This window comes from Bdellovibrio sp. HAGR004, from assembly GCF_055397015.1.
Genome location: NZ_AP029176.1, coordinates 2,322,589 through 2,348,240, shown reverse-complemented (window position 1 = coordinate 2,348,240; position 25,652 = coordinate 2,322,589). Strand labels below are relative to the sequence as shown.

Below are 25,652 nucleotides of genomic sequence, written 5' to 3'. Positions count from 1 at the left end.
TATCGGGTTTTTTTTACCACCAAGTCCTCTATATTTGATTTGAGACACATCAACGCGTGGTTCCGTTGACTCCAGAGGGCTTTTCTTATTTTCTATCCCCTAGACTTTTATCTAGAGGCGAATGTGAGAGTAAGGACCTATATTGCGGCGGCATTTTTAAGTACCGCGGCAGCCCCTAAGGCCATGGCCCAATCCACGAGCTTGAAATTACCTCAAGCCGCAGGGGTGAGCTCTATCCAAGCCCCATCGTCCAAGTCAAAACCAGCAACAGTTTATGGTCAGATCCGTATGGAAGGCATGCAGTACATGTCGGTGATACCGGAGGCGCCTCAGTTGACTTACAGTCAGCTTCTATCGGCGCGTCTGACCGGACTTAAAGAAACCTCCTGGGCTGATTTTGCCGGCGACTTTTCGGGTGGGACCTTCTTCAGCCGCGGACAGTCGCATATCGTCGTCTCGGAGGCTTACATCGCCTCCAAGGGGCAAAACTTCCGTGTCTTTGCCGGTCGTAAAAAGAAGGACTGGAGTGAGATGGATCGCCGTTGGCAGTTGGGTCTGTGGCAGCCGAAGTTTGCCATTGATGCTCTTCGTCCGGAAGAGCAGGGCCTGACGGGTTTCTTTGCTGACTATAACACCAGTGGCTGGGAAATTGTCGGCATGGCGACTCCGGTGTTCATCCCCAGCATGGGGCCGGACATCCGCGAAGAGGGCGGCGGTCTTGTTTCAGACAGCCGTTGGTATCGTGCCCCGTCACGCAATTACGACTTCAATAACAACATCAACACCATTCAGTACAAACTGGATATTCCCGAAGCTGCCAAACTTGCTGACAATGGTGGGGCGGCGATGATGGGACGACTTGGAAACAAGGAAAAGGGTCCCTGGGTTGTGCTCAGCGGGGGTTATCTGCCTGTGAATGAGCTGATCTTAAAGCGTAAGAACTTTAAGGCCGCTTCCGAGGAAAAAGTCGATGTGACGGTGTCTCCGGATGTCACTCATCATATTTTGAAATCCGTGGATGTCGGTTATACCTTGGGCCGCGTGAAAGCTTCGCTGTCATATCTGGAAGATGATCCGGTGGAAAAACGTCCGGATCCGGAATGGTCTATTCAGAAATTGATGCCCATCAAAGCCTATTCAGCGGCATTTGATTTTTCTTTGTCCGATATTTTCACCAAGACGCTGGCCTTCCAGTTGGAGTACCTGAAAATTGAAGGTGGCGGAATTCAGGATATTCTTTCTGACGGAACGCCTGATGATTTTACGATGTTTGATGAACGTCTGAAGTTCACCAATGCGCTGTCAGTTCGCGTGGAAGGACAGCTTGCCAGCTTCTTCCGTCGTCCTTTTGTGACTCGTTTTAAATATTTGTATGACTATGATCAGAGGGGATCTTTGCTTAATACAGAGTTCCTTTATTATCCAAGTCAGAAGTGGGCTTTGGTCGTTGGAGGCGACGTTCTGGGGGTGCAGGATGAAAATCATGACCCGTCAGGTTTCCTCAATCAATACCGTGCGAACGACCGGTTCTACGGGGGCATGACTTATGTTTTCTAAAATTTCAGCGAATTTATCATCGGGTCTGACAAAGGCCCTTTTGCTTTTGAGTCTGACAGCAGGGCTTGCGGCCTGTGATTCAAAAGTCGGTGAAGAGCCTCCGCCGCCGGATGCTCAGGAGTTCGGCGGTACGCAGTGTTTAAGTGACGCCAAGCCGGTCGTGAAAGCTTTCATTGTCGGCGATGCCAAAACCGGGGATCTTGAAACCACCTGGGACTGTATTGGCAGTGCAGTTGAAAAGTTCAAACGGTATGTGCGTGGACGCAATGCCGATCGCTATACTTCTCAGGAACTGGCGACCTTCCTGGAGCGAAACTTCCTGGACCCGAAGGAAAAAATCACGATTTCCCCGGCTTTGCAGGTGGAATTCATGAAGCTGAAACAGGTCTTTCTGGGCGGCAGCCGGGACTATCTGACTCGCGCGGAGCTGGATAAAACCATTTCCTTGATTCGTAGCTTGCGTGAAATCACCGTGAATCTGAATCCGTACATGAAGGTCATCGCCTTGCGCTGGGAGGTTTCTGAAACCCCGAGTATGCAGCGGGATGTCCGTTACTTTGAAGAGGCCAATAAAGAAATTCAGGATGCGGCCCGCACGCTGGCTTCTTTGATCGAAAAAAATGGTCAAAGTTATTATCTGTCCGACTTTGTTGTTTTGATGCGCGAAATGTCCCAGCTCTTTGGTGAAACCTGGGAATTCCCGGAGGTGATCAGCAAGTACATGCCGATCATCAGGAAAGTGAAAAAGGCTCTTGCGGGCGGGGATGAAAACTCCATCACTCCCAATGAGTGGCGCCGCTTCAGTCTGCTGGGGGCCCGCGGATACGTGCAGTTCTTGCGTTATCACTATTTTATCAAGTCTGTTCCCGAGACGGGGACGGGGTATCGTCTTTCCTATCTGGCGCGCACGGTTGAGGACGTATTGTCTGTCTTCCAGGATCTGGTGGCAGAAAAGCCGGAAGGTGTGGTTTCTCGGGACGAGATTTTTGATCTTCTGAAAACCCTGGAAGTCGTGTGGCCGGAATTCAAAGTCTCCACCGGATTGGTCTTTGAGGGCATGAAGATCAAGCAGTTGTTCTTCGGGGGCAGTGTGGATTCCCTGACCACCACGGACTTTGAAACGGCCCGTCTGAAAGTCAGTCGTATCAAGACGCTGATTGAGCGTTTCATGCCTTATTATTCCATTTATGGACGCGAGTGGGATCCGGAAATGTATGGTCCGGAAGAGTCACAGAAGCTTTACATGGAATCTCAGTTCGTTCTGGAAGCCACCGTGCGTGAGGCCGGGGTTTTGTTCGAAGGCTCCTATGACCTGAATGACCTGAATAATATCGTTCGAGAGATCGAACTTCTTTATCCTCCGAAAGAAGGCCGCGGCCTGACAGAGAAGGTGAAAGCCTATCTGCCGCTGGTCATAGATGCGAAAAACATCGTGCTTGGCGGGAATGATTCTTCTTTGCGCAAATCCAATTGGAGTGTTTTGCTGGGCTTTGCCGCGCGTGCGTATTCGGATTATCTGTATTACGACTACTTCCTGAAAGAGCAGTCGTTCCAACAGCCGGTCATTCTGAGTTATCTGTCCGTCTTTGCCAACCAAAGTCTGAACATCCTGCGTGATCTGTTGCTGGTGAAAAAAGAAAATCAGTTCAGTCATGCCGAGCTGAACAAGCTGGTCAAACACATGATCCGTTTAGAGCTGATCCCCAAAGCGATCAACGAGCAGTCGGCGGATCAGCTGGTGAAAGTGGTTTTGAACAACATCCTGAATCCACCCGAGCTGCGCATTTCAGGACAGTTGCCGAATGCTTTGACTGTGACCTCGGTGGAAGTGGCACGACAGGAAATGCAGATCTGGCTTGATGCCGAACTGATGTTTGCACAAATGGCCGAGGGCTGGAAAGAAGACGAAGGCATTCGTGGCAAGGATTTACTGGATCAACTGAAGCGCACCAACCGGGCTCTGGATGCGTCCAATGGTCCGTTGCTGGCTGCGATGAAAGAGTTGCTGCTTTCGGTGGACAGCCCCGTGCCGATGACGACAAACGACAAGGGCTTTGTCATTATCTCTAACAAGTTTGAGCAGCTTTATACGCATAAGAGTTTGCGGGACCTGAATCGCAACCGAGCTGTGGCACGTCTGCTGATCCGGTCTTTTGCAACGGATTTAAAGCGAATTGAGACTTATCAAGGAGCAACTTTACAAGAGGTGGAAGGTGGGTTTAACAGCCTCAAGTCCATTTTTGTTGAGATGGGTCTTTTGGATCCTAAGAACGTGACTTTTGCTTCCTCACGTTTCCGGGAAGCCAATATTTTTGTGCCACATTCAGACGGCAACAGTTTGGCGTCTCAGGCCGAAATCACGGATCTGATCGGTATGATCTGGTCGGGTGTCAGCATCAACTCTGAGCTGCGTGAAGAGCTGGTGAGAGTCTGCTTTAAGCCCGGCGAGGTTGTGACAGATTCCAGCCGAGTGAATTTAAGTTGTGTGCGTAAAGCCTATAGAGCAGTGATGGCTGATATTATGTCAGCGACGCCAGAGTATGTGTCCTTCATGAAGAAGGCCAGCGCCGATGAGTGGGCTTATTATATGAATAACATCTTTATGGCGGCTGGCTATGTTCCGAATGATCAGAATATGGCGATGATGGGTGATATTGCCCTGACTCCGCACGTGATTCAGTATGTGGAAATGATCTTTGCGCGCTTTGACCGAAACAAAGACGCGATCATTTCAACCCAGGAAGCGATCAATGCCTTCCCGGCGTTCAAAGGTCTTTTGAGAGAGCTGGCAAAAGACCTTCTGGACAGTGGAACGTTAAAGGAAAAGGATCTGTTGGATGTGTTCACCTTCATCTTGCGCTATGGAAAGCCGCCAACGACGTTGACGGAAAAAGCCCGTTTCATGTTTAAGTGGAAGGGCAAACCGGAAAAATGGGATGTGTGGGCGGACCGTGTGCAGTTGGCTCAGATCCTGGGATACATCGCTGAGGAAGTGGCAAAGTCGTCTCAAGTGATGCCCAAGCCGAAGCAGTAAGAAAATATAGTCATAGAAATAAAAAAGGCCCCGGTGATTCACCGGGGCCTTTTTTGTTGAATGAAGTCGTATTAGTCCAGAACCTTGGAAGTTGAAACCTGAGCGGCTGTGACCGTCGCATTTTCCAGAATCAGACCATTGATTGTTCCGTTTGCCAGTTGGGTGGGCAGGGATGAAGATAGGTCATTTTCTGAATCAATGTCGGCTGTGGCGGCAGAATAAACCATAGCATCCCGGCGCCACACATAGACGCGGGTTTTGGTGTTGATATTATGAACGTCGATTACCACATCTAGTGCCGTCGGGAAGTAAAAGGATAGATTGCTTGCAGTGACGTCGCGAACCTGACCATTCAGGCCGATTTTTGCGGAGACACTGGCCCCGGTGCGGATAAACTTTACGGTGACTCCCGATGAAGCGGGAAGAATTGTGCTGTTTGAATAAAGTACCGCGGTTACCGTGCTCATCGCAATAGTATCGTTCAAAGATGCTTTTAAAGAAAGTGATCGGCTGCTGAGCTGGGGAAGAGTGCTGGTGAAGGTCACCATCCCGCTGCCATGCAATGCCGAAGAGTCGGCCTGCGAGAAAGAACCGCCTGTGACCGTGTAGCTATCAAGGCCAGAAATAGATTCAACTTCGCCAGGCGCACAGCCTGCCGAAGCCAAAACAACAAGTATGAACAGAGACTTTAGAATTGATTTTTCCACATCATGGACTCTACCGGTATCGGCTGTTTAGAGTTATACTTCGCGGAAGGTTTGACATTATAAGGAGTTAAAATGTCACCCTTCACTTCAAAGTATATCAACTGACCGATAGGCATTCCAGTATAAACACGCACAGGCTGTTTTACGGAAATTTCCAGAGTCCAATAATTGCAGAAGCCGACATCGCCTTTGCCTGCAGTGGCATGGATGTCGATTCCAAGACGACCAACGCTCGATTTGCCTTCCAGGAATGGGACATGTTTCAGAGTCTCAGTGTACTCTAAAGTCACGCCCAAATAGAGAGTGTCCGGCATAAGCACGAAACCCTCTTCCGGGATTTCAAAGGTACGAATCTGGTTATGCTTCTTTGCGTCCAGCACTTTATCTTCGTACACGGCCAGGGTTTTACCAAGGTGAACATCATAAGAGTTCGTACCCAGGCACTCCCTGCGGAAAGGCTCAACCTTGATTGAACCTTGTTCCATGCACTCGAGAATCTGCTGATCCGTAAGAATCATTACTTAGTTTCTCTGTGAACTGTGTGGCGCTTAAGATTCGGATTGTATTTCTTCTTCTCAAGACGGCTTGGAGTCTTAGTTTTGTTTTTAGTAGTAGTGTAACGAGAAACAGGTTTGCCTTCAGCACGAGCTTCAGTGCACTCAAGAGTTACGATGATTCTTCCTGTCTTTTTAGCCATTGCGGTACCCCTTAAATTGAACCGTTTGTATTGCCATGCGTTGTATAGAAAAAATGACAATACCTTTTCAAAGGGGCTCAAGGTATCAAAGGAAAAAGGAAACTTCAACAGGCAATTTCGTGTCTAGGAGGAGAATCGTGAAGGGTTTTGGACTTTTTTTTAGTTCTTTGCTCATGTTGGCCTGCGCTCATGCTCAAACAAGTGGCATTTTGACCGGAAACAGCCTTCAGCCGGTGTCTTTAACCCAGGCCGTTCAAAATGTCAGACCAGGTTCGATCGTTGTCATCGGGGAAAATCACGGATTCAAAGAACATCAGACCCAGCAGGTTGCCATAATGCAGGCGCTTCGGGACCAGGGCTTGGTGGTTTCCGTCGGAATGGAATTTTTTACATATACAGATCAGCCGCTGGTGCAGGCCTACCGCCAGGGGGCTTTGTCCGAACCCGAGTTCCTTCAGCAGATCAAATGGGGCGGTCTGTCCTATGATTTCTATCGTGATCAGGCCCTGTTCCCGGATCTGAACGAAGGGGCGGCCACGGTCGCCCTCAATGCACCCCGGTCGCTGACGGGCAAAGTGTCCAAACAGGGACTGGCGGCCCTGACTCCGGAAGATAAGGCGTTGCTGCCGCCGCAGTTTTCTTTGGGACGTGAATCCTACAAGCGTCGCTTTCTTTCCATGATGCCACACCTGCCAAGCCCCGAAGCGGGGGAGCGCTATTTTGCAGCGCAGTCCATTTGGGACGACACCATGGCATGGCAGGCGACGGAGTTCCTCAGATCACATCCTGGTCAGGTGCTCGTTATAGTGGTCGGAGACTTCCATGTGCAGTTTGGCGGCGGATTGCCGGACCGTCTGCGCGTGCGCGGGGGTGAGTTCCCGGTCCTGACCTTCTCGCAGGTCAATACTCTGGGCTTGAGCGAATCTGAAATTGCCAAAGAAGTGGCGCCATCTGAAACCGACGGACCACGTGCGGATTTCCTGTGGTTGGCCCCAGCAGAAAGTCCAGGCTTGTAAAGAATCTTTGAGATTCACACCAGGTTTTCTAGAATAGGGGGATGTAGAGGAGACTCCATCTATGTTCCCCTTCGAAACGCGCATCCTGGTTATCGACGACATGCCTTCTATCCGTGATCTGGTGAAGAACACGCTGAAAGCCATGGGCTATAAGAATATTCAGGAGGCGGAAGACGGCGAGCAGGGACTGAAAGTTCTTCTGCAAAACAACTCTGCCGGAAGTCCGATCCAACTGGTGATTTCGGACTGGAACATGCCCAAGATGAAAGGGTTGGAACTTTTAAAACAAGTTCGCGCCACGGCGGAATTTGCCAATTTGCCTTTTGTTCTTCTGACATCCGAATCCGAACGCGATCAGGTGACCGAAGCCGTTTTGGCAGGAGTTTCCCAGTATATCGTCAAACCGTTCTCGGCGAAAATCTTTGAAGACAAACTCAAAGGTGCCTACACCAAACACAATAAATAAAGTCAGGGTCCGCAGTTATTTTCAGCATCAGCCAGGTGTTTAACGCTGTTGCGTTGCCATGGCTAAGTCCGTACCATGGATGCATGACTGTTTCCTATGACGTTTTGGCAAAAAATCTGGCGGCGCAAACCACGGAGCTTCGAAAAAAGAGGGGCCTGACCCAGGCAGCCCTCGCCAAGCTTGCCGGGATTCCGCGTTCAACGTTGGCGAATATGGAAAGTGGCATGGGCAATCCTTCGCTGTTGAATCTGGCCAGCGTCTGCGCGGCACTGCAGGTGTCTTTTGAAGAACTGCTGGCCACGCCGCGCTCACAGACCCAATTGATTCCAAAAAATGAAATTCCCGCGACTAAAAAGGCCAAGGGCAATGTCCTGGTCTATAAGCTTTTGCCAGACCCTATTCCCGGGATGGCGATAGATCGTATGGAGTTTGAAGTGGGCGCACGTCTTGGTGGGGTGCCTCACTCTGCTGGGACGAAAGAGTATCTGCATTGTGTGCAGGGCGAGTTGACCGTGGTGGTCAGCGGCGAAAGTTTTACTTTGAGGGCCGGTGATGTCCTGGCCTTCCCCGGCGATTCCGCCCACAACTATGTCAATACCGGCTCAGGCCGTGCGATCGGCCTGAGCGTGGTGACGCTGACACCGAAGCTTTAGGCGCGGAAGTTCTTTTCCACAAAAGACCAGTTCACGATCTTCCAGAACGCAGCCAGGAAGTTTGGACGGCTGTTGCGATAGTCAATATAGTAAGCGTGTTCCCAAACATCACAAGTTAGCTGAGCGGTGTGACCTTTGGTCATCGGAGTTTCCGCATTGCTGGTGCTGAGAATTTCAAGTTTGCCGGAAGAATTTTTCACCAGCCAGCCCCACCCAGAGCCGAACTGTTTGATCGAGGCCTCAGCGAAAAGTTCTTTGAATTTTTCGACAGAGCCAAAATCGCGGATCAGGGCCGCAGCCAATTCACCCGTGGGACCGCCGCCGCCTTGCGGGGACAGGCAGTTCCAAAAGAATGTGTGGTTCCAGATTTGCGCGGCATTGTTAAAGATTCCGCCCGAGCTCGTCATGATGATTTCTTCCAGGGATTTTCCTTCAAACTCAGTTCCAGGAACAAGTTTGTTCAGATTGTCCACGTAGGTTTTGTGATGTTTTCCATGGTGGTATTCCAAAGTCTCAGCCGACATGTGGGGAACTAAAGCATCTGGGGCGTAAGGAAGGGGAGGCAGTTGAAAGGACATAAGAGTCTCCTTGGTTGTTCGGGTTGAAATTCCACCATCAGGATAGGGTCAGAGTCCGGCGCAGGGAAGACACTGGTTCTTCTATTGGCAAAAGGACGATATATTGGCATAAATGACCATTAATAGTCACTCGGGCTCGCAGCGGCAGGGCGGATGGACCACCCCTTTTAGGCTGCGGGTTTAATGGATTTTTCTTTATGGAATTCGGTGATGTACGGCACTTCCACGAACAGGGTGCTGCCCTGGCCAAGGACGGATTCCACCCAGACGCGGCCTTGCAGATCCTCGGCCGCGTTTTTAATGGCATCCATACCCACGCCACGGCCCGAGATGTCGGTGACCTGATCGCGTGTAGAGAACTGGCTGTCAAAGATATGCTGGATCACTTCCTGATCGGTTTCTTTGGCGACATCCACACCGCGCTGGATGAGCTTTTCACGAATGCGCTCCGGATTGATGCCACCACCATCATCTTTGATCTGCACCAGCAGATAAGTTCCCTGGGTGTTGTGGGCCAGATTGAATGTCACTTCCACATGCCCTTCGGCAGGTTTTCCCTGATCCACACGCAGATCCGGCAATTCGATCCCGTGATCAACGGCATTGCGGAAGGCGTGCACGAAAGTGGCAAACAGGCTGCTGTAGATTTCCGGGATCACCATGATATTTCCATTGGTGATTTTCAACGGCGCTACCATCTTGTCAATCTGGCCGGCCACGTGAGTCATCACATCGCCGTAAGGTTCGATGAAACGCGCCACGGGTTCCATCGCCAGTTCCAAGAGAAGTTCCTGTGCAACCACGCCGCCGCCGGGAAGGCTTCCCACCTTGCGGGCAATGTGATTGAGCTTGCTGATGGCCACTTCGATCTGGCGCTCGTCCGGCATGCCGGAGCTTCCCAGGATCTCTTTTGTTTGATTCAGGAATTTTTCAAAATATTCGTCAATCTCAAAGCACTTACCGCGAAGGGCGATAAAGCCCGGGTGGGTCCAGCACTCGTTCAGTTCAGCCAAGAGTCCTTCGGCCTGATGGCAGGCTTCAGCGACATCTTTGATTGAGAACAAGGCGGCGCCACCTTTCAGGGTGTGCAGGTTGCGGAAAAGCTCTTCCGTGTTGTAGGGGCCGTCGTCTTTGCTGACTTCCTCGCGCACTTGCAGCAACAGACCCTGCGCTTCCTGAATAAAGCGGTGGATTTCACGCTTGGACTTGATCATGTGAATGATAAGCTTTGCGTGTTCCTTTTCGCGTTCGGCCTGTTTTTGGGCCTCGATCAGTGACGTGATATCAGAAGCCACTACAACCACACCTTCCATTGCGCCCTCATTGTTGCGCAAAGGATGGTATTCCAAAGAGATATTGCGCTCTTTGCTGTGCGGGTAGGTGACAGGCCCCAGACAGGAAAGGTCTTCAAAAGGCAGCATTTCCATAAACAGGGTCTGCATCCATTTTTTGAAGCCTTCGACTTTGTTTTCCGGAAGTTTCAAAACGTCCCAGATCAATTGACCGTCGGGCTTACATTCCACCGTGGCCTCACAGGCTTTGGAGGACACATCCAGAATCTTTCCTTCGGCATTGAAGATAAAGAAACCTTGTCCCAGGCTGTCCAGCAGGGCGGACATGGTCTGATTCAGGCGCGACAGTTCACGGGTGCGATCCGCGACCATTTGTTCCAGGTTTTTACTGTAATCTTCAAGTTGGGCCTTGGCATCTTCCAGAGCTTTGATGACGTCTTCTTTTTGTTCCAGCTCGGCTCTGTATTTCTTTTGCAGACGTTCTTCCAACGTCACGTCGCGCACAAAGACAATCCAGTTTTTATCACCCATGGAATCAAAGATGGGCTGCAGGGTGATTTGCACTTTGCCTTCGTCCGCATGCAGGGCTTTGAAGGTGACTTCTTTATAAGGAGTGGCATCACAAACAGCGATCAAATTGTCCAGCGCCTCAATGGGCTCACCAAACTGGAACAGTTCGTTGAATTTCATTCCTCTGGTGATCTTGCGAATGGACAAACCTGCTACGATGGCGGCGGTTTCATTGCAATAGACAACCTTTTGTTCTGCATTAAGAACAAAGACAGGTTCCAAAAGGGTGTCGAAAAGAGAGTATTGAATCTTCATTTTACGAACGTCTCATTTTTCTGGTGATAAAGGGTGAATTCACGTTTTTCCGCCCACTCCGAAAGCTCAACATCACCTTTGGCTTCAGCGCGGACGCGCCAGTAGATTTTCCCAAGAGGAACTTTTTCCTTAATCAAATATCTGTTGCCCGCCAGGGACTTGGAGATCAGCGTGCGCGAGAAGTCCGGCTTGTCAGAAATTTCGATGCGATAGGATGTTGCACCTTCGACCTTTTTCCATTCCAGCCAGATGAACGGTTCCATCTCTGTTTGCAGGAAGATCGAAGCGTTGTTAAAGGGCTCCATCAGGGCCGGAGCTGTCAATGGGGTGCGGAAGGTGTAAAGAACTTCCTGCACATTTGAAAACTCCGTCAAAGGTTTATTGGCCTCATCCAATGCCTGCACACGCACGGCATAGTTGCCCGGATCGTTCAGGACCAAAGAGCCGGAACTTGTGGAGTATTCCATTTGTTGTGGGTGAGAGAAGTCCTTCGACTTGTCCACCTGAACCAGATAGGACTTGGCAAAGGGAACTTCGCTCCAGCTAATGGGTGTTTCTTTCGGCCCCGGAGCCTGGCCCACGGCGCTGATTGTTTTTAACGGATTCAACGTCAAACCGCCGACGCTGACGTCGATGGTGCCCACTTCGCTGGGTTCGCTGACCAGGCCATTGAGTCCCTTGGCAAAGACACGATAGTAGTGTTTGCCGGGTTTGAATTGGGACCACGCCACCTGATTTTGTGTCACTTCGTATTTTTCCGGCTCTGCAAAGCTGACATCTTTGGCGATTTGCAATTGATACGCTTTCACCTGAAGGACCGGTTTCCATGCAAGCTTCGGAGCCTCTGGGGAAGCCGGGTTGCGGTCTTTTGCGGATGGAGCCTTGAATTCCACTTTCTTGGTGACCAACACGGGGCGATTCGGACGCTCTTCTTTATGGGCGCCCAGATTCAAAGTGAAGGAGACGGGTTCAGACCACGGCGATATGTTTTTGTTTTCGGTTTGGCCTTGTACGCGCACCCAGTAAGTGCCACTGGAAAGGCGTGGAGTCAAAGCCGCCAACGAGTCAGTTTGTCCTTCTTTTAGGATGGTTTGAAACTCGGGGTCCTGAGCAATCTGCCAGGTGAAGCTTTTAAGTTGAGAAGGCGCCTTCCATTGAACTTCAGTTGTGGTGGCCAGCTCTTCCTTCGGTTTTACTTTCAGTTCCAGATTGATCTGGGCGGCTTGCAGGGGTGTCGTGATTTCCGGACCTGTCAGGTGAGAGATGTTCATTCTTTGGGCGGCAGAAGTGACACCCACTTCGCCATTGCGATCAAAAGTTTTAACACGCCAGAAATAGGGGCCAGGCTGCAGAGGGTCCGTAACGGCCGCGCGCTGCTCACTGGTGGTTTTGGAAAGGGCCACCGTGCTGAAGTCCTCGCTTGGGGAAATTTCAAGTTCATAGCGGGCGATATCGCCTTTGCCAGACCATTCAAATGGCAGGGGATCATCAGGGTTGATGCGCAGCCAATTGATATTGTCGGCGGTTTTCAGAAGCAACTGCGGCTTTTCCACAGTTTTGATTTCGCCATCTTTTTTGACTGCGACGACGGCATTTTTCGGAAGCTCTTTAACAGTCTGTTTTTTCTGGTCGATGTATTTCACGTCACCAGAAATAAGTTTCAAATCCACCGTGCCACTGTGGGCTTTGTTGAAGCGAATCTTTGGTTTTTCCTGCGTGTTGGTGGGCGCACTTTCGAGTTTAAATTCTTCTTTGCCGGACGTGATCGTCAAAGAGGCCCCTTGAGCCAGTTCCCCGGTCAGATTACCGTAGCGCAGATCCAGATTCATCTGACCGTTTTTAAGATTCAGGGTGATCAATGAATTGGGCTCGATGCGGATTTGCGTGCCATCCTGAAGTTGAATGGTCGCTTCCGAACGATCGCCGGTGAAGATGGAGTCATTCTGATAGACACTGTCTTGTCGGGAGGCAGGAAGCCAGCTGAAGGTGTCCAGATTTTTACGGCGCACATCGTTCTGGGAGACAGCCACGGAACCAATCAGTTCCAGCGCGCTGTTGTTGGCTTTTGGGAATAGCAAAGAGTCATCGTACAAGAAGTACGAGAAGACCATGAGCACAAGCAGTGCTCCGGTGAAGATCATCTTTTCAGTTCGTCCAAAACGCGACATAAGACTCCTGCTCAAAGCTTATCGGTTGGAAAAGACAAGAGATTTACGGACCTTAGGCTAAGTTATATGAGAATTTGTTTTCGGGTTCCTTGTGAATGGGCATAATGAACTTGTGAAAAAACGTGGATTATCAATAAGATACAAAATTCTTTTGCTCCTCACTTCACTGCCTTTGATTACACTGACTGTGTATTTAATCCTGGCGCTGCGAATCTTTGAAGAAGACAAAATCGCATACGTCTTTGATTCTTCCAGCAGAATGTCAGGAACCATGGCGGCTCAAATCAAGACACAGCTCAACAGCGTTCTGGGGACGACCAAGCCGATCTTTCAGGATTATCTAAGTCAGCAGAAGTTTTCTTCAGTCGGCGAATCCATTTTTCAGAACGAGTTTAATCTGGAGTCCATCGTCGTATTTAAGCCTTCGGCAACAGGAGCTTACGAGCAGTCCGCGATTTTAGAGAAGGTTCCGGGGCAAACGGCCGGTGTCCTGGCTCAGTTGCAGAATCAGATGAGTTCTTACTTTGCCGAGGTGGAGGCCACGCGCCGGGTGGTGAAGGTGCCATTCAGTGATGATCGTGTTTTCATCATGGAAAAGGTCAGCGATGAAACCAACACCCGAAATACAGTCTTTCTGGTGATTGTAAAAATGAGTGAGGCGGCGGAGATGTTCCGTGCGGCCATGTCTCAGAAACTATATTTAATTTCCACGGATGGGACCATACTCTTCGGACCGGATGGGACTCCGGGGCAGAAACTGCAAAGCACCGTGAATCCGCAGTTTTTGACAAACACCAATCAGCAAATCGCGCAAGGGGCAGAAACCGATCGCGGGGTGGATGGCAAGGAATTGCTGGTATCGTTCTCGCGCGCAGGATTTGGTGATCTGATCGTTGTGACGACCGTGGAAAAAGAAAAAGCTTTGGGGGCGGTTCAGATCCTGATTCGAAAATCTTTGATCTTCTTTGGTATCTTGATCTCTGTGACGGTGATCTTAAGTCTGTTTGCCTCCAGTGGTCTGACTCAGGCCCTGACACAGTTGTTTGATGCGACCCAAAAAGTGGCGGAAGGGGACTTCAACATCCGCGTCGATGTGAAGTCCAGTGATGAGGTTGGAAGTCTTGCAGATAATTTTAACATCATGGCGGCGGAAGTTTCGCGCCTGCTGGATCAGACCGCGGAAAAAGCGCGTATGGAATCCGAACTGCAAACGGCCAAAACCGTTCAGGAGACACTATTCCCTGAAACTCAGGCCAAGATCGGCCCTCTGGCCATTGCGGGGTACTATGAACCTGCCAGCGAGTGTGGAGGGGACTGGTGGCATTACTGTCAGATCGGCAACAAGATCTTCCTGTGGATCGGGGATGCGACGGGACACGGGGCGCCAGCTGCATTGATCACCAGTGCGGCGAAATCAGCTTCGACGATCATTGAAAGACTCAATATCACTCCGGCCAAGGCGCTGGAGCTTTTGAATCGTTCCATTTATGATGTTTCCAAGGGCCGCATCATGATGACCTTCTTCCTGGCGTCGTTTGATCTGGAAACCGGTGAGCTAGCGTACTGCAATGCTTCGCATGAGGCACCGTTCCTGATGAAAAAAGGTGAGGGGCCCTTGAAGAAAAAAGATCTGATTCCTTTGAATGAAGTGAATAATCCCAGATTGGGTCAGGCTCGTGACTCTGTTTATGAGCAGACAACCATTCAAGTTGAAACAGGGGATCTTGTGTTCTTCTATACTGATGGAATTCCTGATATACAGGACCCAGCCAAGGCGGCTTGGGGAGAGCGTGAATTTATCAAAGCTCTGATTGCGGCAAACAAGGATTTCCCTGGGGTGAACGACTCGGTCCAAAGATTTGCGCAAAGTTTCCAAGCCCATCGTCAAGGCGCGCCCTTAATCGATGACGTCACGTTTTTTGTAGTTAAAAATGAAGGTCTTAGTTAAAATTGCTATCTGAACGAGGAGATTTGAACACTATGGGTAAACTCGATGTAAAAATGAACAAAGCCGCCGATAAGCTGACTGTCCAAATGGCAGGAACCATCGATGAGGATGTTGATTTTTCTCAGTTCAACCTTGGCGGCAATCCACAGATTGAGGTGGAGCTGAGTGGACTGAAAAGCATCAACTCCTGCGGTATCCGCGAATGGATCAAATGGATGGGGACGGCAGGTCCTGCGCAGATCAGCTTCAGCAACTGTCCGAAAGTGATCGTGGATCAGATCAACATGGTCGATGGTTTCTTGCCGGCTACTGGCAAGGTGAATTCCTTCTTTGTACCTTACTATAATGATGATTCCGGCTCTGAAAAGAACGTCCTGTTCCGTTATGGGACAGAGTTCACCGAAGGCGGGGTGACACCTCCAGCCTCCGTGAAGGATGAGGAAGGTAACGAAATGGAAATGGATGTCATCGAATCTAAATACTTTAAGTTCCTTAAAAAGTAAGAAACAGCAGACGAAGGTCTAGTTCTGATGGCGGGCACTGAACATCAGTCCCGCTTTTTGTTTTTTGTTCTAAATTGAACATAAGAGTGAGCCGACAAGGAAACGTGGAGCAAGGAAAGTCAAAGATCCTCATTTTAGAAGATGATGAGACGGTCAGAAACTCTTTGAAGGAGATTCTGAGTCGTGCGGGTCATTCTGTCTTCACCGCCAGTCGGCCGGATGAAGCCAACGGGATATTGGCGGCCAATGGCGGTCTGGAATTCCTGTTCTGCGACTGCTTGTTGCCTCAGATGACGGGCCTTGATTTTATCAAGCAGGCTCGTGCCAATTATCCTGCAGCCAAATTCAAAGTGGTCCTGATGAGCGGTATCTACACGGATAAAGCCTTCATTCAGGAAGCCACACAGAGCACTCAGGCCGTGGCCTTCATGAAAAAGCCCTTCGATATGGAGCAGGTGCTGAAAATCGTGAAGAAGGAAGAGGCGCCTCGCCGTGAGGAATCCACTGCACGCAAAAAGCTCTATCAGATGTTTGCCAACCCGACGGTGACCAGTCGTCAGAAACGTAAAGTCATCGAGTCCATTGAGGAAGTCAGCGGGTTTGACCTGCCATTCCTGTATTCGCTATTGGTAGAGACCAAAAGCAGTGGTTATTTGAATATCTATAATTCCGATGGCTCGGTTTCCGGTATTTCGTTCTGTAACGGGAATATTGTCGGTGTGGACGTGGATGATCGCACCACCTTCCTGGGTGAAATGCTGATTCAAAGCGGATACGCAACTCCGAAAGACGTGCAGGAAGCCCTGCGCGACAAGAACAACCGCAAGATCGGAAACTATCTTATTCAGAACAATCAATTAAGCCCTCACGCGTTCGACTTGATCCTGATGGAGCAAATGAACATCCGTCTGGTGCGCACGATTGTGGATCAGAAGATCCGGGTGAACTTTGCTTCTGCTGAAGTGGAGATGAGCAACCCGAGCATTGATGCCGACACGCTTTCTTACTATCTGCATGACTGGATTGCCTCGAAGATTTCTGTCAGCTGGTTGAAGTCCCTGTATGTTATGTGGGCAGGCAATGTCATCGTTAAAAGTCCGACCTTCCGTGATGATCACCCGGCGTTGACCATGTCCCTGGTGAAGTCTCTGGACGGGCTGACTGTGAAATTAAACAATCAGGTCACACTGACTCAGCTTCTGGAAATCAAAGGCTACAGTGAAGTGGCAGTTTATAAGGCCATTCACTTCCTTTTGACCAAAGGTCTTGTGGTCTTCGCGCAGCGTGCGGCATTCACCAATCCGGCGGAACAGCTTAAAGTTATTCGTAAAATCCATGCCGAATTGGAACATAAAAACTCTTACGAGATTGTGGCCTACATGGAAACAGGTACCGGGGGAGGTTCTGCGGAATCCATCCTTGCAGACTTTATGACCCTGCTGGGCGAGGAGCCCTCTGACAGGGCTTCGGAAGTCTATTCCTACTGGCACAAAGTGCGCGCATTGGCAGAAGAGGCCATCAGTGCCTCCAAGGACAGCAATAAGATTGATCAGTTCCGTCAGGCAAGTCAGCGTTCCGAGGCTGAGGCCAAGTTGAAAGCCACGTCCTTGATGGAAGAAGTGAAAAAAGCCCTGCAATACACGCAGTTCGCCAAAGCTTTGGAGATCCTGGCTGAGGTGGCAACTTTGAATCCGCAAATGCATCAGCTTCATTTGTACAGCGCCTGGGCTAAGCTGGGTTCCGTGGATGTGGCCAAAAAACAATTTGTTCTAAAAGAAGTGGAACTTGAGCTTTTGCAGGTTCCGCCGGACGAGCGCTACGACACGCTCTTCCCCTTTGTGATTGGTCTGTTTAATAAAATCAAAGGCGACATGGTCGCTGCCCGCAAATCATTCGAAAAGAGTGTGGCCCTGGATCCGTCTTTCATTCCTGCCAGACGTGAGCTCTCTATACTGAGTTCGCAGAACAAGAAGCAGGATGTCTTTAATATGGACCTAAAACAAGCCATCTCCGGTTTCTTTAAAAAGCGATAAAAACAGTCCATCCGACAGCGTTGTCAGACGGCCTTCTCGCTTCGACGTGCTCGGAGCACGCCTGCGCTGCGAGGGCCATCCTCCGCCTTGCGGCTGAACTGTTTTGATCGCTTTTTTCCGTAAATGGGGCTTTGGCTGGTTGCGGGCTTTCGCCCTGCAACTTCGCGTCTTGGGCTTGTGGGTGGCTTTGCCACAACTTGTGTGCCAGTGGGGCTTTGTTCAGAGGGGATTGAATAAAGTTTTTACGATAAATTGAACATTTGGAAATTGTTTTTTTTAGTGTCGAACTGTTGACGAGTCCACTAAATCATATTGACCCGCTTGTGCTAAAAGTATGGAGATTTCTTCTTGTGCTTGCCAACATTGTTGGTAGCAAGCAAGGAGTCGCCGATGAACTACGGAAGAATCTTACTGCCCCTGGGTTTATTAGTTCTAGCAGGATGTCAGAAAAATTCGTTAGGTGAAGGTTCAGAAACGATGGAAGCCGCTTCCGCATGTGTGGGAACAGTTTCCAAATCCACTTCGGATGAACTGACCATTGTGGGTGAGTCTGCTGCTGATGCAGGAAGTGCTGTCAGCTACTCCTTGAATCAGGCGGGGCACTGTATTAACAGCCAGAACGTGACTTGGAAGGCGGCCGGTTCCAATCGTCTGCGCACCAGTGCCACAGGTGCTACTTCCGTGTTTAAACTTGCCGGATCTTATGTTGTGACAGCTCAGGAAAAGACATCTTCTTCCGATGCACAGGTGGCTTCTATCACAACCACCGTCGTCAATCAGGAGCTTGAAGTGGCAGGACCTCAGGCAGGCTTCGTTTACAATCCGCTTCGTTTTGAGCTGATTGTTCCTTCAAGCATTCAGGTGCAGGCCGTGGCCTGGGATTTTGGTGATGGCTCTGCTGTGGCCACTTCATCGGCCGTGGAACACGCCTTCAATAAAGAGGGCACCTACCAAATGAAAATCACAGTGACCCATGCTGATGGCAAAGTCAGCAATCTGACTCACCGGGTGAATGTCCTTATGTATATGGACGGTGCGGCCTGTGTTGAGCAATTGGCGATTTCTGGAGCCAGTGAAGCCAAGGTAAATATTGCAACAGCGATGCATGTCTTCATTCCCCAGTGTCTGGTTGACAAGGTGGGTGCCATCCGCTGGAGCTTCGGTGACGGTGGCACGGCCGCAAATCAATCTGTGACCCATGCTTATGCTGCAGAGGGAAGTTACCATGTGACCGCGACTCTTTATCTGGGCAGCAGTCAGGAACCGTGGGTGACCCTGAATCATGATATCCGCGTGATCAAGGATCTTGTTATTGATCCGGAGCCCGAAGTGCCCGTGGATCCGATGGCTTGTACCGAACAGGGCGCCATTCGTGAATCCCAAGGCGAAATTTCCTCTGAGGAAGTGGCTTGTGGTCTGAACGGCAAGAAAACAGTCTCTTACCGGGAGCGTATTAAAGAGGAATGCAAACTGGTGGTTGAAAAACTGACCTGGGTTGAGGTTTCACGCAACAAAGAAGTGACTAATGAAGGGGAATGTCTTGGTCAGTCCTGCCAACTTCCAGACGGCAGTCTATTGCCGGACGGTGGCAGTAAAGTGATGTATTCCACATCGACTCCGGTGAACTCTTGTTCTGATGTCAGTGAGACCCGCACCTGCAGTAACGGTGTGTTGTCAGGATCAGTGTCACACACTCAAATCATCTGTCATGAGGGTTGTGGCAGTTTCGGATCACACGGCACTGTGAAAGTCGGTGTGGTGACAGGTGAAGTGAAAGTTCCATTGCAATGTTCTTTCGGTGAAGAAGGTTTCTTTGATCTTTACACTGAAATTTCTGATCAGACTTGTACGGATGGCAGCATCGTGAGTTCCAACACTCGTCAAGGCACCATGAAAGAAGCAGGCAAGTGTCCGGTTTATAAGTATGTCCCAACGGAAGAGTTCACGGTCTGTACGGCAGACTGTGGTGGTAAGCAAAACCGCATCTTCATCTGTGTCGACGACAAAGGTACCAAAGTGGACAACGTCCGCTGTGCAGACCAGGTGATGCCAGTGGAAGAGCGTTTGTGTGATGCCAATCCTGAGGCGGTTCGCAGTCAAACGTCCACAACGACTTTGGAAGAAGCTAACAGCTCCTCCGTATGTCCTGCCAATCAGATCGGTGTGATTGTGAAGACCCGTGAAGTGGTGACGACGAAGACCTTTGCATGTATCGATCACTCGGTGCAACTGGAAAGCGAAGTGGCCGTTCCAGGCGCTTGGGTTGAAGAGAAGTACTGCCGTGACTATGTGGCGCGCCGCTGTTCTCAGGACAGCTTGAGCAACACGGAAGCCAAGGGTCGCTATGACTGGATGGTGAAGTGTCAGGATGAATTGCCAGTGATCAAAGAGTTCCTGACAAACTTTGCTGACGTCAAAGTAAGTGTGGGCGGTAAAAAAGTAGGTTTGGGTTCTGCGGGTCAGGAACTGTATGCGACCTTTATGGATCGCGCTTACAATCCTGAACGACCATGGATTGCTCCGAAGAAAGCCAATGCTCCTTGTACGATGCCATCAACCGCCTATGTGGCAACGGTCTGCGTCTCTTCTTGTGCAACACCAGAGCAGCAGATCCTGGCGGAAGACGTGGTCAGCAAGAAATTGAAATATATGTCCTTCATCGATACCTTCACTCAGCAGACGGCCTACGTGGGAACAATGCAGTCCGCGGATGCCCTGAACAAGAACTCGGTTGTGAAGACCAAGGTGGATCAGTGGGTGTCTGAACTGGTGGATGGTGATCACGAAATTCTGATCTTCAAAATGAAGTCGGGTCGTGAATTGCGTGTGACGAAAAACCACCCAATCCTGGATAAGGATGGATCCATGAAGGTGGCTGAAGAGTTCAAAGTGGGCGAGGCTCTGGTTCAAAGTGGCGGCACTCTGGATCCGATCGTGTCCATCGACGAAATCAACTACTTCGGTAAGGTGTATAATGTCTTCGTACAGTCCAATGCGCCTCACAAGAACGTGGTTTTGATCAACGGTTATCTGAACGGTTCGGCGTTCTTCCAAAATGCCGGAGCTAAAGAAATGAACAGAACCATCTTCCGCAACAACATGACGCGTGGAGTGTTTGGCAAATGAGAACGAGAACGTTGATTATTCTGTCCGTATCCTTAACGTGTTTGGGTGTTGGTTTGACTCTGTACTCGCAATCACGAAAAACCCCCGAGACGGAGTCCCAGGCGACGCCGGTTCGGGAGGAAGCACCGGCAGTCAGTCCGATGGAAAAGGAAAAAGAACAGGCTGTGGCCGCAGGAAAAGTGGAAAATCCTGCGGCAAGCTCGGTAAAATCTGAAGTCCTGGCGGTTTGGCAAGACTATAAGTACAGCCGGGATCTGCAGAAGTATGCAGATCTGAGCCGTAAAGCTCTGCTGTTGGAACCAGACAAACTGGTTAAACGCCGTCTGTTGAAGGATGAAAACTTCCTGCGCAGTCTGGAAACTCTGATGAAGACGGCCCCGGTTGATGAGTCGTCTCAGGCCATGCAAAATTCCGCCTTGGATTTTGTTTTTGAGGCCCTCAACACGGACATGCGTCCGGTTGCTATCGAGATTCTGAAAAACGTGGTAGCCGACCCCACCGTGGAAGACACGGCGGTCAGTGAAATGGATCGCAAAGTTTTAGCCGGAGTGAAGGCCGAAGCCCTGTATCAGTGGTCGGCCGTGGACCCAGCGGCAGAAAGAAGTATCAACGGACTGCTGCCTGGTCCGGTCAGCGAAAAGATCTGGGTGAACGTCCAAAATCAGCAGCAAAGCAACTTGGCTGAATCTGCTATGTTGCAGGCCTCCCAGCAGCAGTAGTTTTTAACGAACGCCGGTCGGGGTGTGGCCCGTGGCCGGAGTCGGGGATGAGGCTCGCGCAGCTGCTTTCAATTTTAAGTCGTTTATTTTCTCAATAACCGAACGGCCCCATTTGGCTGAATCATTCGGCCCATAATGAATTCCATCGGACTTGCCAGCGGGATACTGGGTTAGCTTGGTTGAATCAATAAAGTGGCACTGATTTTTTTCCGCCAGCGTCTTGATCACCTCCACTCCGCTTTGCAGATTTTTGCTAAATGGAGCTTTGGCCAGATCTGGCGGCCCCACCCAAACACATTCCGATCCCTGGGCCCGGATGGCCTTCATCATGCTTTCAATATGTTTTTTTTCAGAGGCGATATTCCCCGGGCTGCCCAGAATGTTTGTGCCCAAAGTGATCACGGTCAGTTGTGGGCGCAGGTTTTGAAGTTCGGTGCTGAAGGAGGGAAGTTTGTGGCTTTTCACGCGGATTTCACGGTCGGCCGCACTTTTTTTCCAGAAGCCACAGTTTGTGGATTTGAAATTGGCAGAAGTTGTTGTCCAGGTCGAAGGCGAAGATCCGCAACTGGAAAAAGAAGTCACCTGCTTCGCGCTGGTCCGAAAATGCGCATCCAGGATTTCGCCATATTTGCCATAGGCGTGGGAATCCCCCAAAAGCAGAACACGTTCAAAGGATTCTGCAAAAGCCGGGGACGAGGTCAGAGCCAGAAGACTGAGCAGTAAAAAACTTTTCATGACGGGCCTTTGTTAAAACTTCCAGAATAAACTGGTCCCCACGCCAATTTGCATTTCTTCTTTGGCGGCGGAGGGATCAAACTTGTATTCGTTCAGGTCCAACCCATAGCGCCAGAACCACTGATTGGAAAGATGGACATAGGCCTGAGCTTTTAAAGAATAAGCCGACTTGATTTTAAAATCACTGCCAGAAGAGCCGGCATAATATTGCAGCTTCAGCTCAGACCAGTCCATCAGGGATCTGAACCAGCGGTGTGGCTTGTTGACCATGAATGCCCCGACGCCAAAAGAGGTGGCGCTGGCGCTTTCTGCCTGGATCATCTGTAAAGGTAAAGACAATCCCCAGGAGGCATCAACCAGATGGAAGCCTTCATGAGCTCTCCATAAAAGTTCTACGGTGGTCAGGTCTGCTTTGGCAAAGTCATCTTTTTCAATCAACTGCTGCTGACGTTCCAGGGCCATACCCCAGTGGAAGCGCGACCAGTCGGCATTGATCCACATAAAGTTTTCTATCCACCACTGGAATTCCAGAGTGCCGTAGGCCACACCCGAAGGGGTTTGATAGCGTCCGCCCAAACCCAGTCCAAAAGGCTGACCGCGGAAGACGGCATTGCCGACAACAAAATTGTGTCCATCGGCAGACACATTCAGATAACGGCGGTTTTCCACGCCAGCAGGGATATCCCGCACAGTCCAGACGAACTGATTTTTTTTGGACATTTCCAATTGCGCGGCTTTGTCGTTTTCCGGAACTTTGACAGAAACTCCGGCAGGGGCCACGCCATTAAAGCTCAACGAGGAAGAATATGTTCGTACGGCCGAGCGGGCAGACAGGTAAGGTCGGTTCTTTTCCCGTGGCAACTGGCCGCGGATATAAAACTCCTGCCGCATTGGGATGTCGCCGTCCCCCTTCAGAAACAGCACCGGACGTGATTTAGGCAGAGCGATCTGCCATTCGGTGTCCGAGATTTTTTTGACTTTCTTTTCGTCAACGGGCTCGGCTCCGGAGGCCGTCAGAATCAGGCGCTCGCCATCATCAGAAACCACGGCATCTTTAAAATCCACATCCTTTTTGCGAGTCTCAATTTCCAGAAAAGCCCCGCTGCGAGTCGCGGCCCGGAAGGCGACGTTTTCACTGCGGTCATTCAGATAAATGATCCCCCGATTGCCAACGACCTTGCCGTTGATTTCAATCTGTGCCGGCTTTTTTGTGCTGGAGCGGGCTTTGACTGTCATTTGCCCCTGCTGAGAGCTCAGGTACAGTTCATTAGAGCACAGGTACAAACGCGTTTCGTCACTTTCACGATAAATGCAGAAAACCATGAATGGCAGGTACTTCATGTCGTCCACCAGACTGGTTTCGACCTCTTCAGCCACGAAGTCCGCTTTTTCCGAGCGCAGGCCTTCTTCTTCACTGGTGGTCTCGGCCTGGGATATTTTTACGTTGTCCCGGTTCAGAACCGCATTGAAAATCGCTTTGCCGGAATTGTTTTTAATCGCAAGTTCGCCTTCTTTGATCAAACCCGCAGGCCAGGTGAAGCGAATACGATAAGCACCTTTTTTAGCAGGGGATGGTTCGATCTGGAAGGTGACCTCGGTGGTGTCGATCAGGATGTCACCGACCTTCAGACGATCTTCATCCATCAGGGTGTACTCAAAGCGTTGCGGCAGGACCTGAAGATTATTTTTGTCCGCCTGAAAGTACAGAGGTTTCAGTTTGCTGGATCGGTTTTGAGCCCATGTAGGGATGGCAGAGAGCAGACAAAGCAGAGAGACTAAAAGCAATCTCATTACAAAAGCTCCTTCTTGATTTCTTCCGCACTTTTATGTGCCATGATTGCGCGAATCACCGCCAGAGAAGTTGTCATTTTCGACAGGAAGTCCTCGTTGTGAGTGATGATCACGCGGCGGGGATGTCCGCTCCAGGCATCTTTGATGCGGCTGTTCAGGTCCCAGGCCTCCTGGAAGGTTTCTGTGCGAATCGGGTTGGAGGCGTCGTAGTATTCCGCCGAAGCCGTATCAAGATGGATCACCCAATCGTAGCGCGCCAGCTCTTTTTCCTTGGTGGTGTTGAGAGCTGTAAAGAAATCCACCGGCGCGGTGCTGGGCCAGTAGGCCGCACTGTCTAAAGAGCCCCGGTCACACACGACAAGGTTCTTTTGGCTGACGTAGGAAATCATCGCCTCAAGCTCAAACTGGGTGGCATAAATGGCTCGTTGAGCATGGACGATCGTTTGCGGATCTTTAAAGCGGGGAAAACCCCCACGGTATAAAATACTGGCGGCTTCGGGGACGACGGCACAGCGCTGACCAAGCTCTTTTTTCAAGGCTTCGATAAGTGTTGTTTTCCCCCCAGAGGGGCCCCCGGTGATCGCGACTTTAACTGATGAATCCATTCCTCTATGGTCCCTAATAATCCGGCACGAGGTCAAAGTAAAAAACAGTCTCAGAGCATGTAACGCAGTCTGAAGGCGATTTTGTAAAGGAGCCGTGTGAGCCAGGAGGGGGCGGCAAAGTCTTTTTCTGAGACGGCCTTGGAGTCACTGACATCCTGTTTCCACTGTTGCAGCATGCTTTGTACACTCTGCGTGTCGTTCAAAATGACTTCGACCTCAAGATCATGCAGGATGCTGCGGTGATTGAGGTTGAACGAGCCGATGAACGCCTCATTATCGATGATCATTGTTTTGGCGTGCAGAATGGACTTCTGATATTCGAAGATCGGAACCTGACGCTGCAATAAAAAACGGACAATATAAAACGCAGCCCACTTCACCAGTGGGACGTCAGATTTTCCGGGGATCAGCAACTGCACGTCGACTCCGCGGTGCGCGGCTTTCATCAGAGCCCGCAGCAGGGACCGTCGTGGTAAAAAATAGGCGGTGGTCAAATAGATGCGGGATTGCGCCTGGCTCAGTCGACGAAGCAGGTCGCGATACAGCTTGCGGCGCAGGCGCTGGGTGGTGTTGAGGCGTAAGACTTCCCGGGCAGGATCCTCGTGCAGTTTCCAGCGGCCGACCCAGCCCAAAAGACCTTTCATAAATGTGCGCAGATAAGATATCTGAAAGGCCAGCACCAGGCGCTTGACCGGCTCGCCCTCGACCCACACACCGGTGTCTCGCCAGGCTTTGTTGCCAACGTAGCTTGCACAGTGAACTTCGGTGAAATTCAGACTGCCAAGATAGGCGCGGGTTTCGTCGATAATAGTGATTTTGCGATGGGTGCGGCGATTCACGCGTCGAAACAGCAAGGACCCCCGCATCGAATACTTCAATACAAACTGATGAGCCCATAAGATTGGATAGGGCAGAGGGTGGAAGACCCGCAGATCCATGCCGTTCTCTGTGCAATAGCGATCCAGAAAGGGAATGGAGGTGTAAGAGCCAAAGCCATCGACGACGATTTTGACGGTGCAGCCGCGCTCGCGCGCATTTTTCAGTTCTGCAAGAATGGTTTTGGTCAGTTTGTCTTCTGCAAAGATGTAAGATTCAATGGTGACGCTGCGACGAGCCTGCCTTATATCTTGGATCAGACTGTGGAAATAGTCGTCACCGGTGTAGAATATTTGAGCTTGGCTCCATGACTCCATATGTCG

20 protein-coding genes are annotated in these 25,652 nt (G+C 50.4%); 10 read left to right on the top strand and 10 right to left on the bottom strand.

All coding sequences use genetic code 11. The annotated features are described in order from the left end of the window. The first annotated feature begins 123 nt into the window (after window positions 1-123). Window positions 124-1,557: a transposase gene (locus ACZ5ZV_RS11755; protein WP_464117195.1), complete on the top strand. Its 1,434-nt coding sequence runs from the start codon at window positions 124-126 to the stop codon at window positions 1,555-1,557. Then, window positions 1,547-4,591, top strand: coding sequence for a hypothetical protein (locus ACZ5ZV_RS11750; RefSeq protein ID WP_464117194.1), 3,045 nt, complete (start codon window positions 1,547-1,549; stop codon window positions 4,589-4,591). Before ACZ5ZV_RS11755 ends, ACZ5ZV_RS11750 begins: the two co-directional genes overlap by 11 nt. 71 nt (window positions 4,592-4,662) lie before the next feature. Here ACZ5ZV_RS11750 and ACZ5ZV_RS11745 read toward each other — a convergent pair whose 3' ends face one another. Genes ACZ5ZV_RS11745 through rpmG form a run of 3 tightly spaced genes read right to left on the bottom strand, consistent with a single transcriptional unit; the run spans window position 4,663 to window position 5,995 of the window. Further along, window positions 4,663-5,298, bottom strand: a complete 636-nt coding sequence (locus ACZ5ZV_RS11745; protein WP_464117193.1) for a hypothetical protein — start codon at window positions 5,296-5,298, stop codon at window positions 4,663-4,665. Beyond that, a complete protein-coding gene (dcd, locus tag ACZ5ZV_RS11740; protein ID WP_464117192.1) occupies window positions 5,280-5,816 on the bottom strand; it encodes a dCTP deaminase in 537 nt (178 codons plus the stop codon). Before dcd ends, ACZ5ZV_RS11745 begins: the two co-directional genes overlap by 19 nt. Further along, window positions 5,816-5,995, bottom strand: coding sequence for a 50S ribosomal protein L33 (gene rpmG, locus ACZ5ZV_RS11735; RefSeq protein WP_011164830.1), 180 nt, complete (start codon window positions 5,993-5,995; stop codon window positions 5,816-5,818). Before rpmG ends, dcd begins: the two co-directional genes overlap by 1 nt. Window positions 5,996-6,132: 137 nt before the next feature. Here rpmG and ACZ5ZV_RS11730 point away from each other — a divergent pair, with 137 nt between their 5' ends. From ACZ5ZV_RS11730 to ACZ5ZV_RS11720, 3 genes are all read left to right on the top strand, one after another. Further along, window positions 6,133-7,011 carry a ChaN family lipoprotein gene (locus ACZ5ZV_RS11730; protein WP_464117191.1) on the top strand — a complete coding sequence of 293 codons (879 nt, stop codon included), beginning with the start codon at window positions 6,133-6,135 and terminating at the stop codon, window positions 7,009-7,011. A gap of 61 nt (window positions 7,012-7,072) precedes the next feature. After that, on the top strand, window positions 7,073-7,477 hold the full coding sequence (locus tag ACZ5ZV_RS11725) for a response regulator (RefSeq protein WP_464117190.1): 405 nt from the start codon (window positions 7,073-7,075) through the stop codon (window positions 7,475-7,477). Window positions 7,478-7,560: 83 nt separating this feature from the next. Continuing rightward, on the top strand, window positions 7,561-8,130 hold the full coding sequence (locus tag ACZ5ZV_RS11720) for a helix-turn-helix domain-containing protein (RefSeq protein ID WP_464117189.1): 570 nt from the start codon (window positions 7,561-7,563) through the stop codon (window positions 8,128-8,130). On the opposite strand, the gene ACZ5ZV_RS11715 is transcribed toward ACZ5ZV_RS11720, so the two are convergent. From ACZ5ZV_RS11715 to ACZ5ZV_RS11705, 3 genes are all read right to left on the bottom strand, one after another. Then, on the bottom strand, window positions 8,127-8,708 hold the full coding sequence (locus tag ACZ5ZV_RS11715; RefSeq protein ID WP_464117188.1) for a superoxide dismutase: 582 nt from the start codon (window positions 8,706-8,708) through the stop codon (window positions 8,127-8,129). The genes ACZ5ZV_RS11720 and ACZ5ZV_RS11715 overlap by 4 nt on opposite strands. A 167-nt stretch (window positions 8,709-8,875) precedes the next feature. Beyond that, window positions 8,876-10,825: an ATP-binding protein gene (locus tag ACZ5ZV_RS11710; RefSeq protein WP_464117187.1), complete on the bottom strand. Its 1,950-nt coding sequence runs from the start codon at window positions 10,823-10,825 to the stop codon at window positions 8,876-8,878. Then, entirely contained in the window at window positions 10,822-12,993 is a 2,172-nt protein-coding gene (locus ACZ5ZV_RS11705) for a FecR domain-containing protein (protein WP_464117186.1), read from the bottom strand. The genes ACZ5ZV_RS11710 and ACZ5ZV_RS11705 overlap by 4 nt, the downstream gene beginning before the upstream one ends. 187 nt (window positions 12,994-13,180) lie before the next feature. Between ACZ5ZV_RS11705 and ACZ5ZV_RS11700 the strand changes: the two genes are divergently transcribed. The 5 genes from ACZ5ZV_RS11700 (at window position 13,181) to ACZ5ZV_RS11680 (ending at window position 21,322) form a co-directional block, all read left to right on the top strand. Further along, window positions 13,181-14,941 (top strand): SpoIIE family protein phosphatase, encoded by a 1,761-nt coding sequence (locus ACZ5ZV_RS11700; protein ID WP_464117185.1) that lies wholly within the window; start codon window positions 13,181-13,183, stop codon window positions 14,939-14,941. A gap of 32 nt (window positions 14,942-14,973) precedes the next feature. Then, window positions 14,974-15,444, top strand: coding sequence for a hypothetical protein (locus ACZ5ZV_RS11695; RefSeq protein WP_464117184.1), 471 nt, complete (start codon window positions 14,974-14,976; stop codon window positions 15,442-15,444). Between the two features lie 104 nt (window positions 15,445-15,548). Then, window positions 15,549-17,477, top strand: a complete 1,929-nt coding sequence (locus tag ACZ5ZV_RS11690) for a response regulator (RefSeq protein WP_464117183.1) — start codon at window positions 15,549-15,551, stop codon at window positions 17,475-17,477. Window positions 17,478-17,867: 390 nt separating this feature from the next. Next, window positions 17,868-20,603 (top strand): PKD domain-containing protein, encoded by a 2,736-nt coding sequence (locus tag ACZ5ZV_RS11685; RefSeq protein WP_464117182.1) that lies wholly within the window; start codon window positions 17,868-17,870, stop codon window positions 20,601-20,603. Next, a complete protein-coding gene (locus ACZ5ZV_RS11680) occupies window positions 20,600-21,322 on the top strand; it encodes a hypothetical protein (protein ID WP_464117181.1) in 723 nt (240 codons plus the stop codon). The genes ACZ5ZV_RS11685 and ACZ5ZV_RS11680 overlap by 4 nt, the downstream gene beginning before the upstream one ends. Before the next feature lie 3 nt (window positions 21,323-21,325). Here the strand turns inward: ACZ5ZV_RS11680 and ACZ5ZV_RS11675 are convergent, their stop codons facing one another. Genes ACZ5ZV_RS11675 through ACZ5ZV_RS11660 form a run of 4 tightly spaced genes read right to left on the bottom strand, consistent with a single transcriptional unit; the run spans window position 21,326 to window position 25,646 of the window. After that, window positions 21,326-22,057, bottom strand: a complete 732-nt coding sequence (locus ACZ5ZV_RS11675) for an SGNH/GDSL hydrolase family protein (protein WP_464117180.1) — start codon at window positions 22,055-22,057, stop codon at window positions 21,326-21,328. A 12-nt stretch (window positions 22,058-22,069) separates the two neighbouring features. Then, window positions 22,070-23,848 carry a hypothetical protein gene (locus tag ACZ5ZV_RS11670; protein WP_464117179.1) on the bottom strand — a complete coding sequence of 593 codons (1,779 nt, stop codon included), beginning with the start codon at window positions 23,846-23,848 and terminating at the stop codon, window positions 22,070-22,072. Then, window positions 23,848-24,453 carry an ATP/GTP-binding protein gene (locus ACZ5ZV_RS11665; RefSeq protein ID WP_464117178.1) on the bottom strand — a complete coding sequence of 202 codons (606 nt, stop codon included), beginning with the start codon at window positions 24,451-24,453 and terminating at the stop codon, window positions 23,848-23,850. The genes ACZ5ZV_RS11670 and ACZ5ZV_RS11665 overlap by 1 nt, the downstream gene beginning before the upstream one ends. Window positions 24,454-24,503: 50 nt before the next feature. Then, window positions 24,504-25,646, bottom strand: coding sequence for a phospholipase D-like domain-containing protein (locus ACZ5ZV_RS11660; RefSeq protein WP_464117177.1), 1,143 nt, complete (start codon window positions 25,644-25,646; stop codon window positions 24,504-24,506). Window positions 25,647-25,652: the final 6 nt, after the last annotated feature.

Bases quoted from the DNA above. Each gene is read 5' to 3' on its own strand.
- ACZ5ZV_RS11750 (WP_464117194.1), top strand. From the start codon at position 1,547: ATGTTTTCTAAAATTTCAGCGAATTTATCATCGGGTCTGACAAAGGCC.
- dcd (WP_464117192.1), bottom strand. From the start codon at position 5,816: ATGATTCTTACGGATCAGCAGATTCTCGAGTGCATGGAACAAGGTTCA.
- rpmG (WP_011164830.1), bottom strand. From the start codon at position 5,995: ATGGCTAAAAAGACAGGAAGAATCATCGTAACTCTTGAGTGCACTGAA.
- ACZ5ZV_RS11725 (WP_464117190.1), top strand. From the start codon at position 7,073: ATGTTCCCCTTCGAAACGCGCATCCTGGTTATCGACGACATGCCTTCT.
- ACZ5ZV_RS11720 (WP_464117189.1), top strand. From the start codon at position 7,561: ATGACTGTTTCCTATGACGTTTTGGCAAAAAATCTGGCGGCGCAAACC.
- ACZ5ZV_RS11715 (WP_464117188.1), bottom strand. From the start codon at position 8,708: ATGTCCTTTCAACTGCCTCCCCTTCCTTACGCCCCAGATGCTTTAGTT.
- ACZ5ZV_RS11710 (WP_464117187.1), bottom strand. From the start codon at position 10,825: ATGAAGATTCAATACTCTCTTTTCGACACCCTTTTGGAACCTGTCTTT.
- ACZ5ZV_RS11705 (WP_464117186.1), bottom strand. From the start codon at position 12,993: ATGTCGCGTTTTGGACGAACTGAAAAGATGATCTTCACCGGAGCACTG.
- ACZ5ZV_RS11695 (WP_464117184.1), top strand. From the start codon at position 14,974: ATGGGTAAACTCGATGTAAAAATGAACAAAGCCGCCGATAAGCTGACT.
- ACZ5ZV_RS11685 (WP_464117182.1), top strand. From the start codon at position 17,868: ATGAACTACGGAAGAATCTTACTGCCCCTGGGTTTATTAGTTCTAGCA.
- ACZ5ZV_RS11680 (WP_464117181.1), top strand. From the start codon at position 20,600: ATGAGAACGAGAACGTTGATTATTCTGTCCGTATCCTTAACGTGTTTG.
- ACZ5ZV_RS11675 (WP_464117180.1), bottom strand. From the start codon at position 22,057: ATGAAAAGTTTTTTACTGCTCAGTCTTCTGGCTCTGACCTCGTCCCCG.
- ACZ5ZV_RS11670 (WP_464117179.1), bottom strand. From the start codon at position 23,848: ATGAGATTGCTTTTAGTCTCTCTGCTTTGTCTGCTCTCTGCCATCCCT.
- ACZ5ZV_RS11665 (WP_464117178.1), bottom strand. From the start codon at position 24,453: ATGGATTCATCAGTTAAAGTCGCGATCACCGGGGGCCCCTCTGGGGGG.
- ACZ5ZV_RS11660 (WP_464117177.1), bottom strand. From the start codon at position 25,646: ATGGAGTCATGGAGCCAAGCTCAAATATTCTACACCGGTGACGACTAT.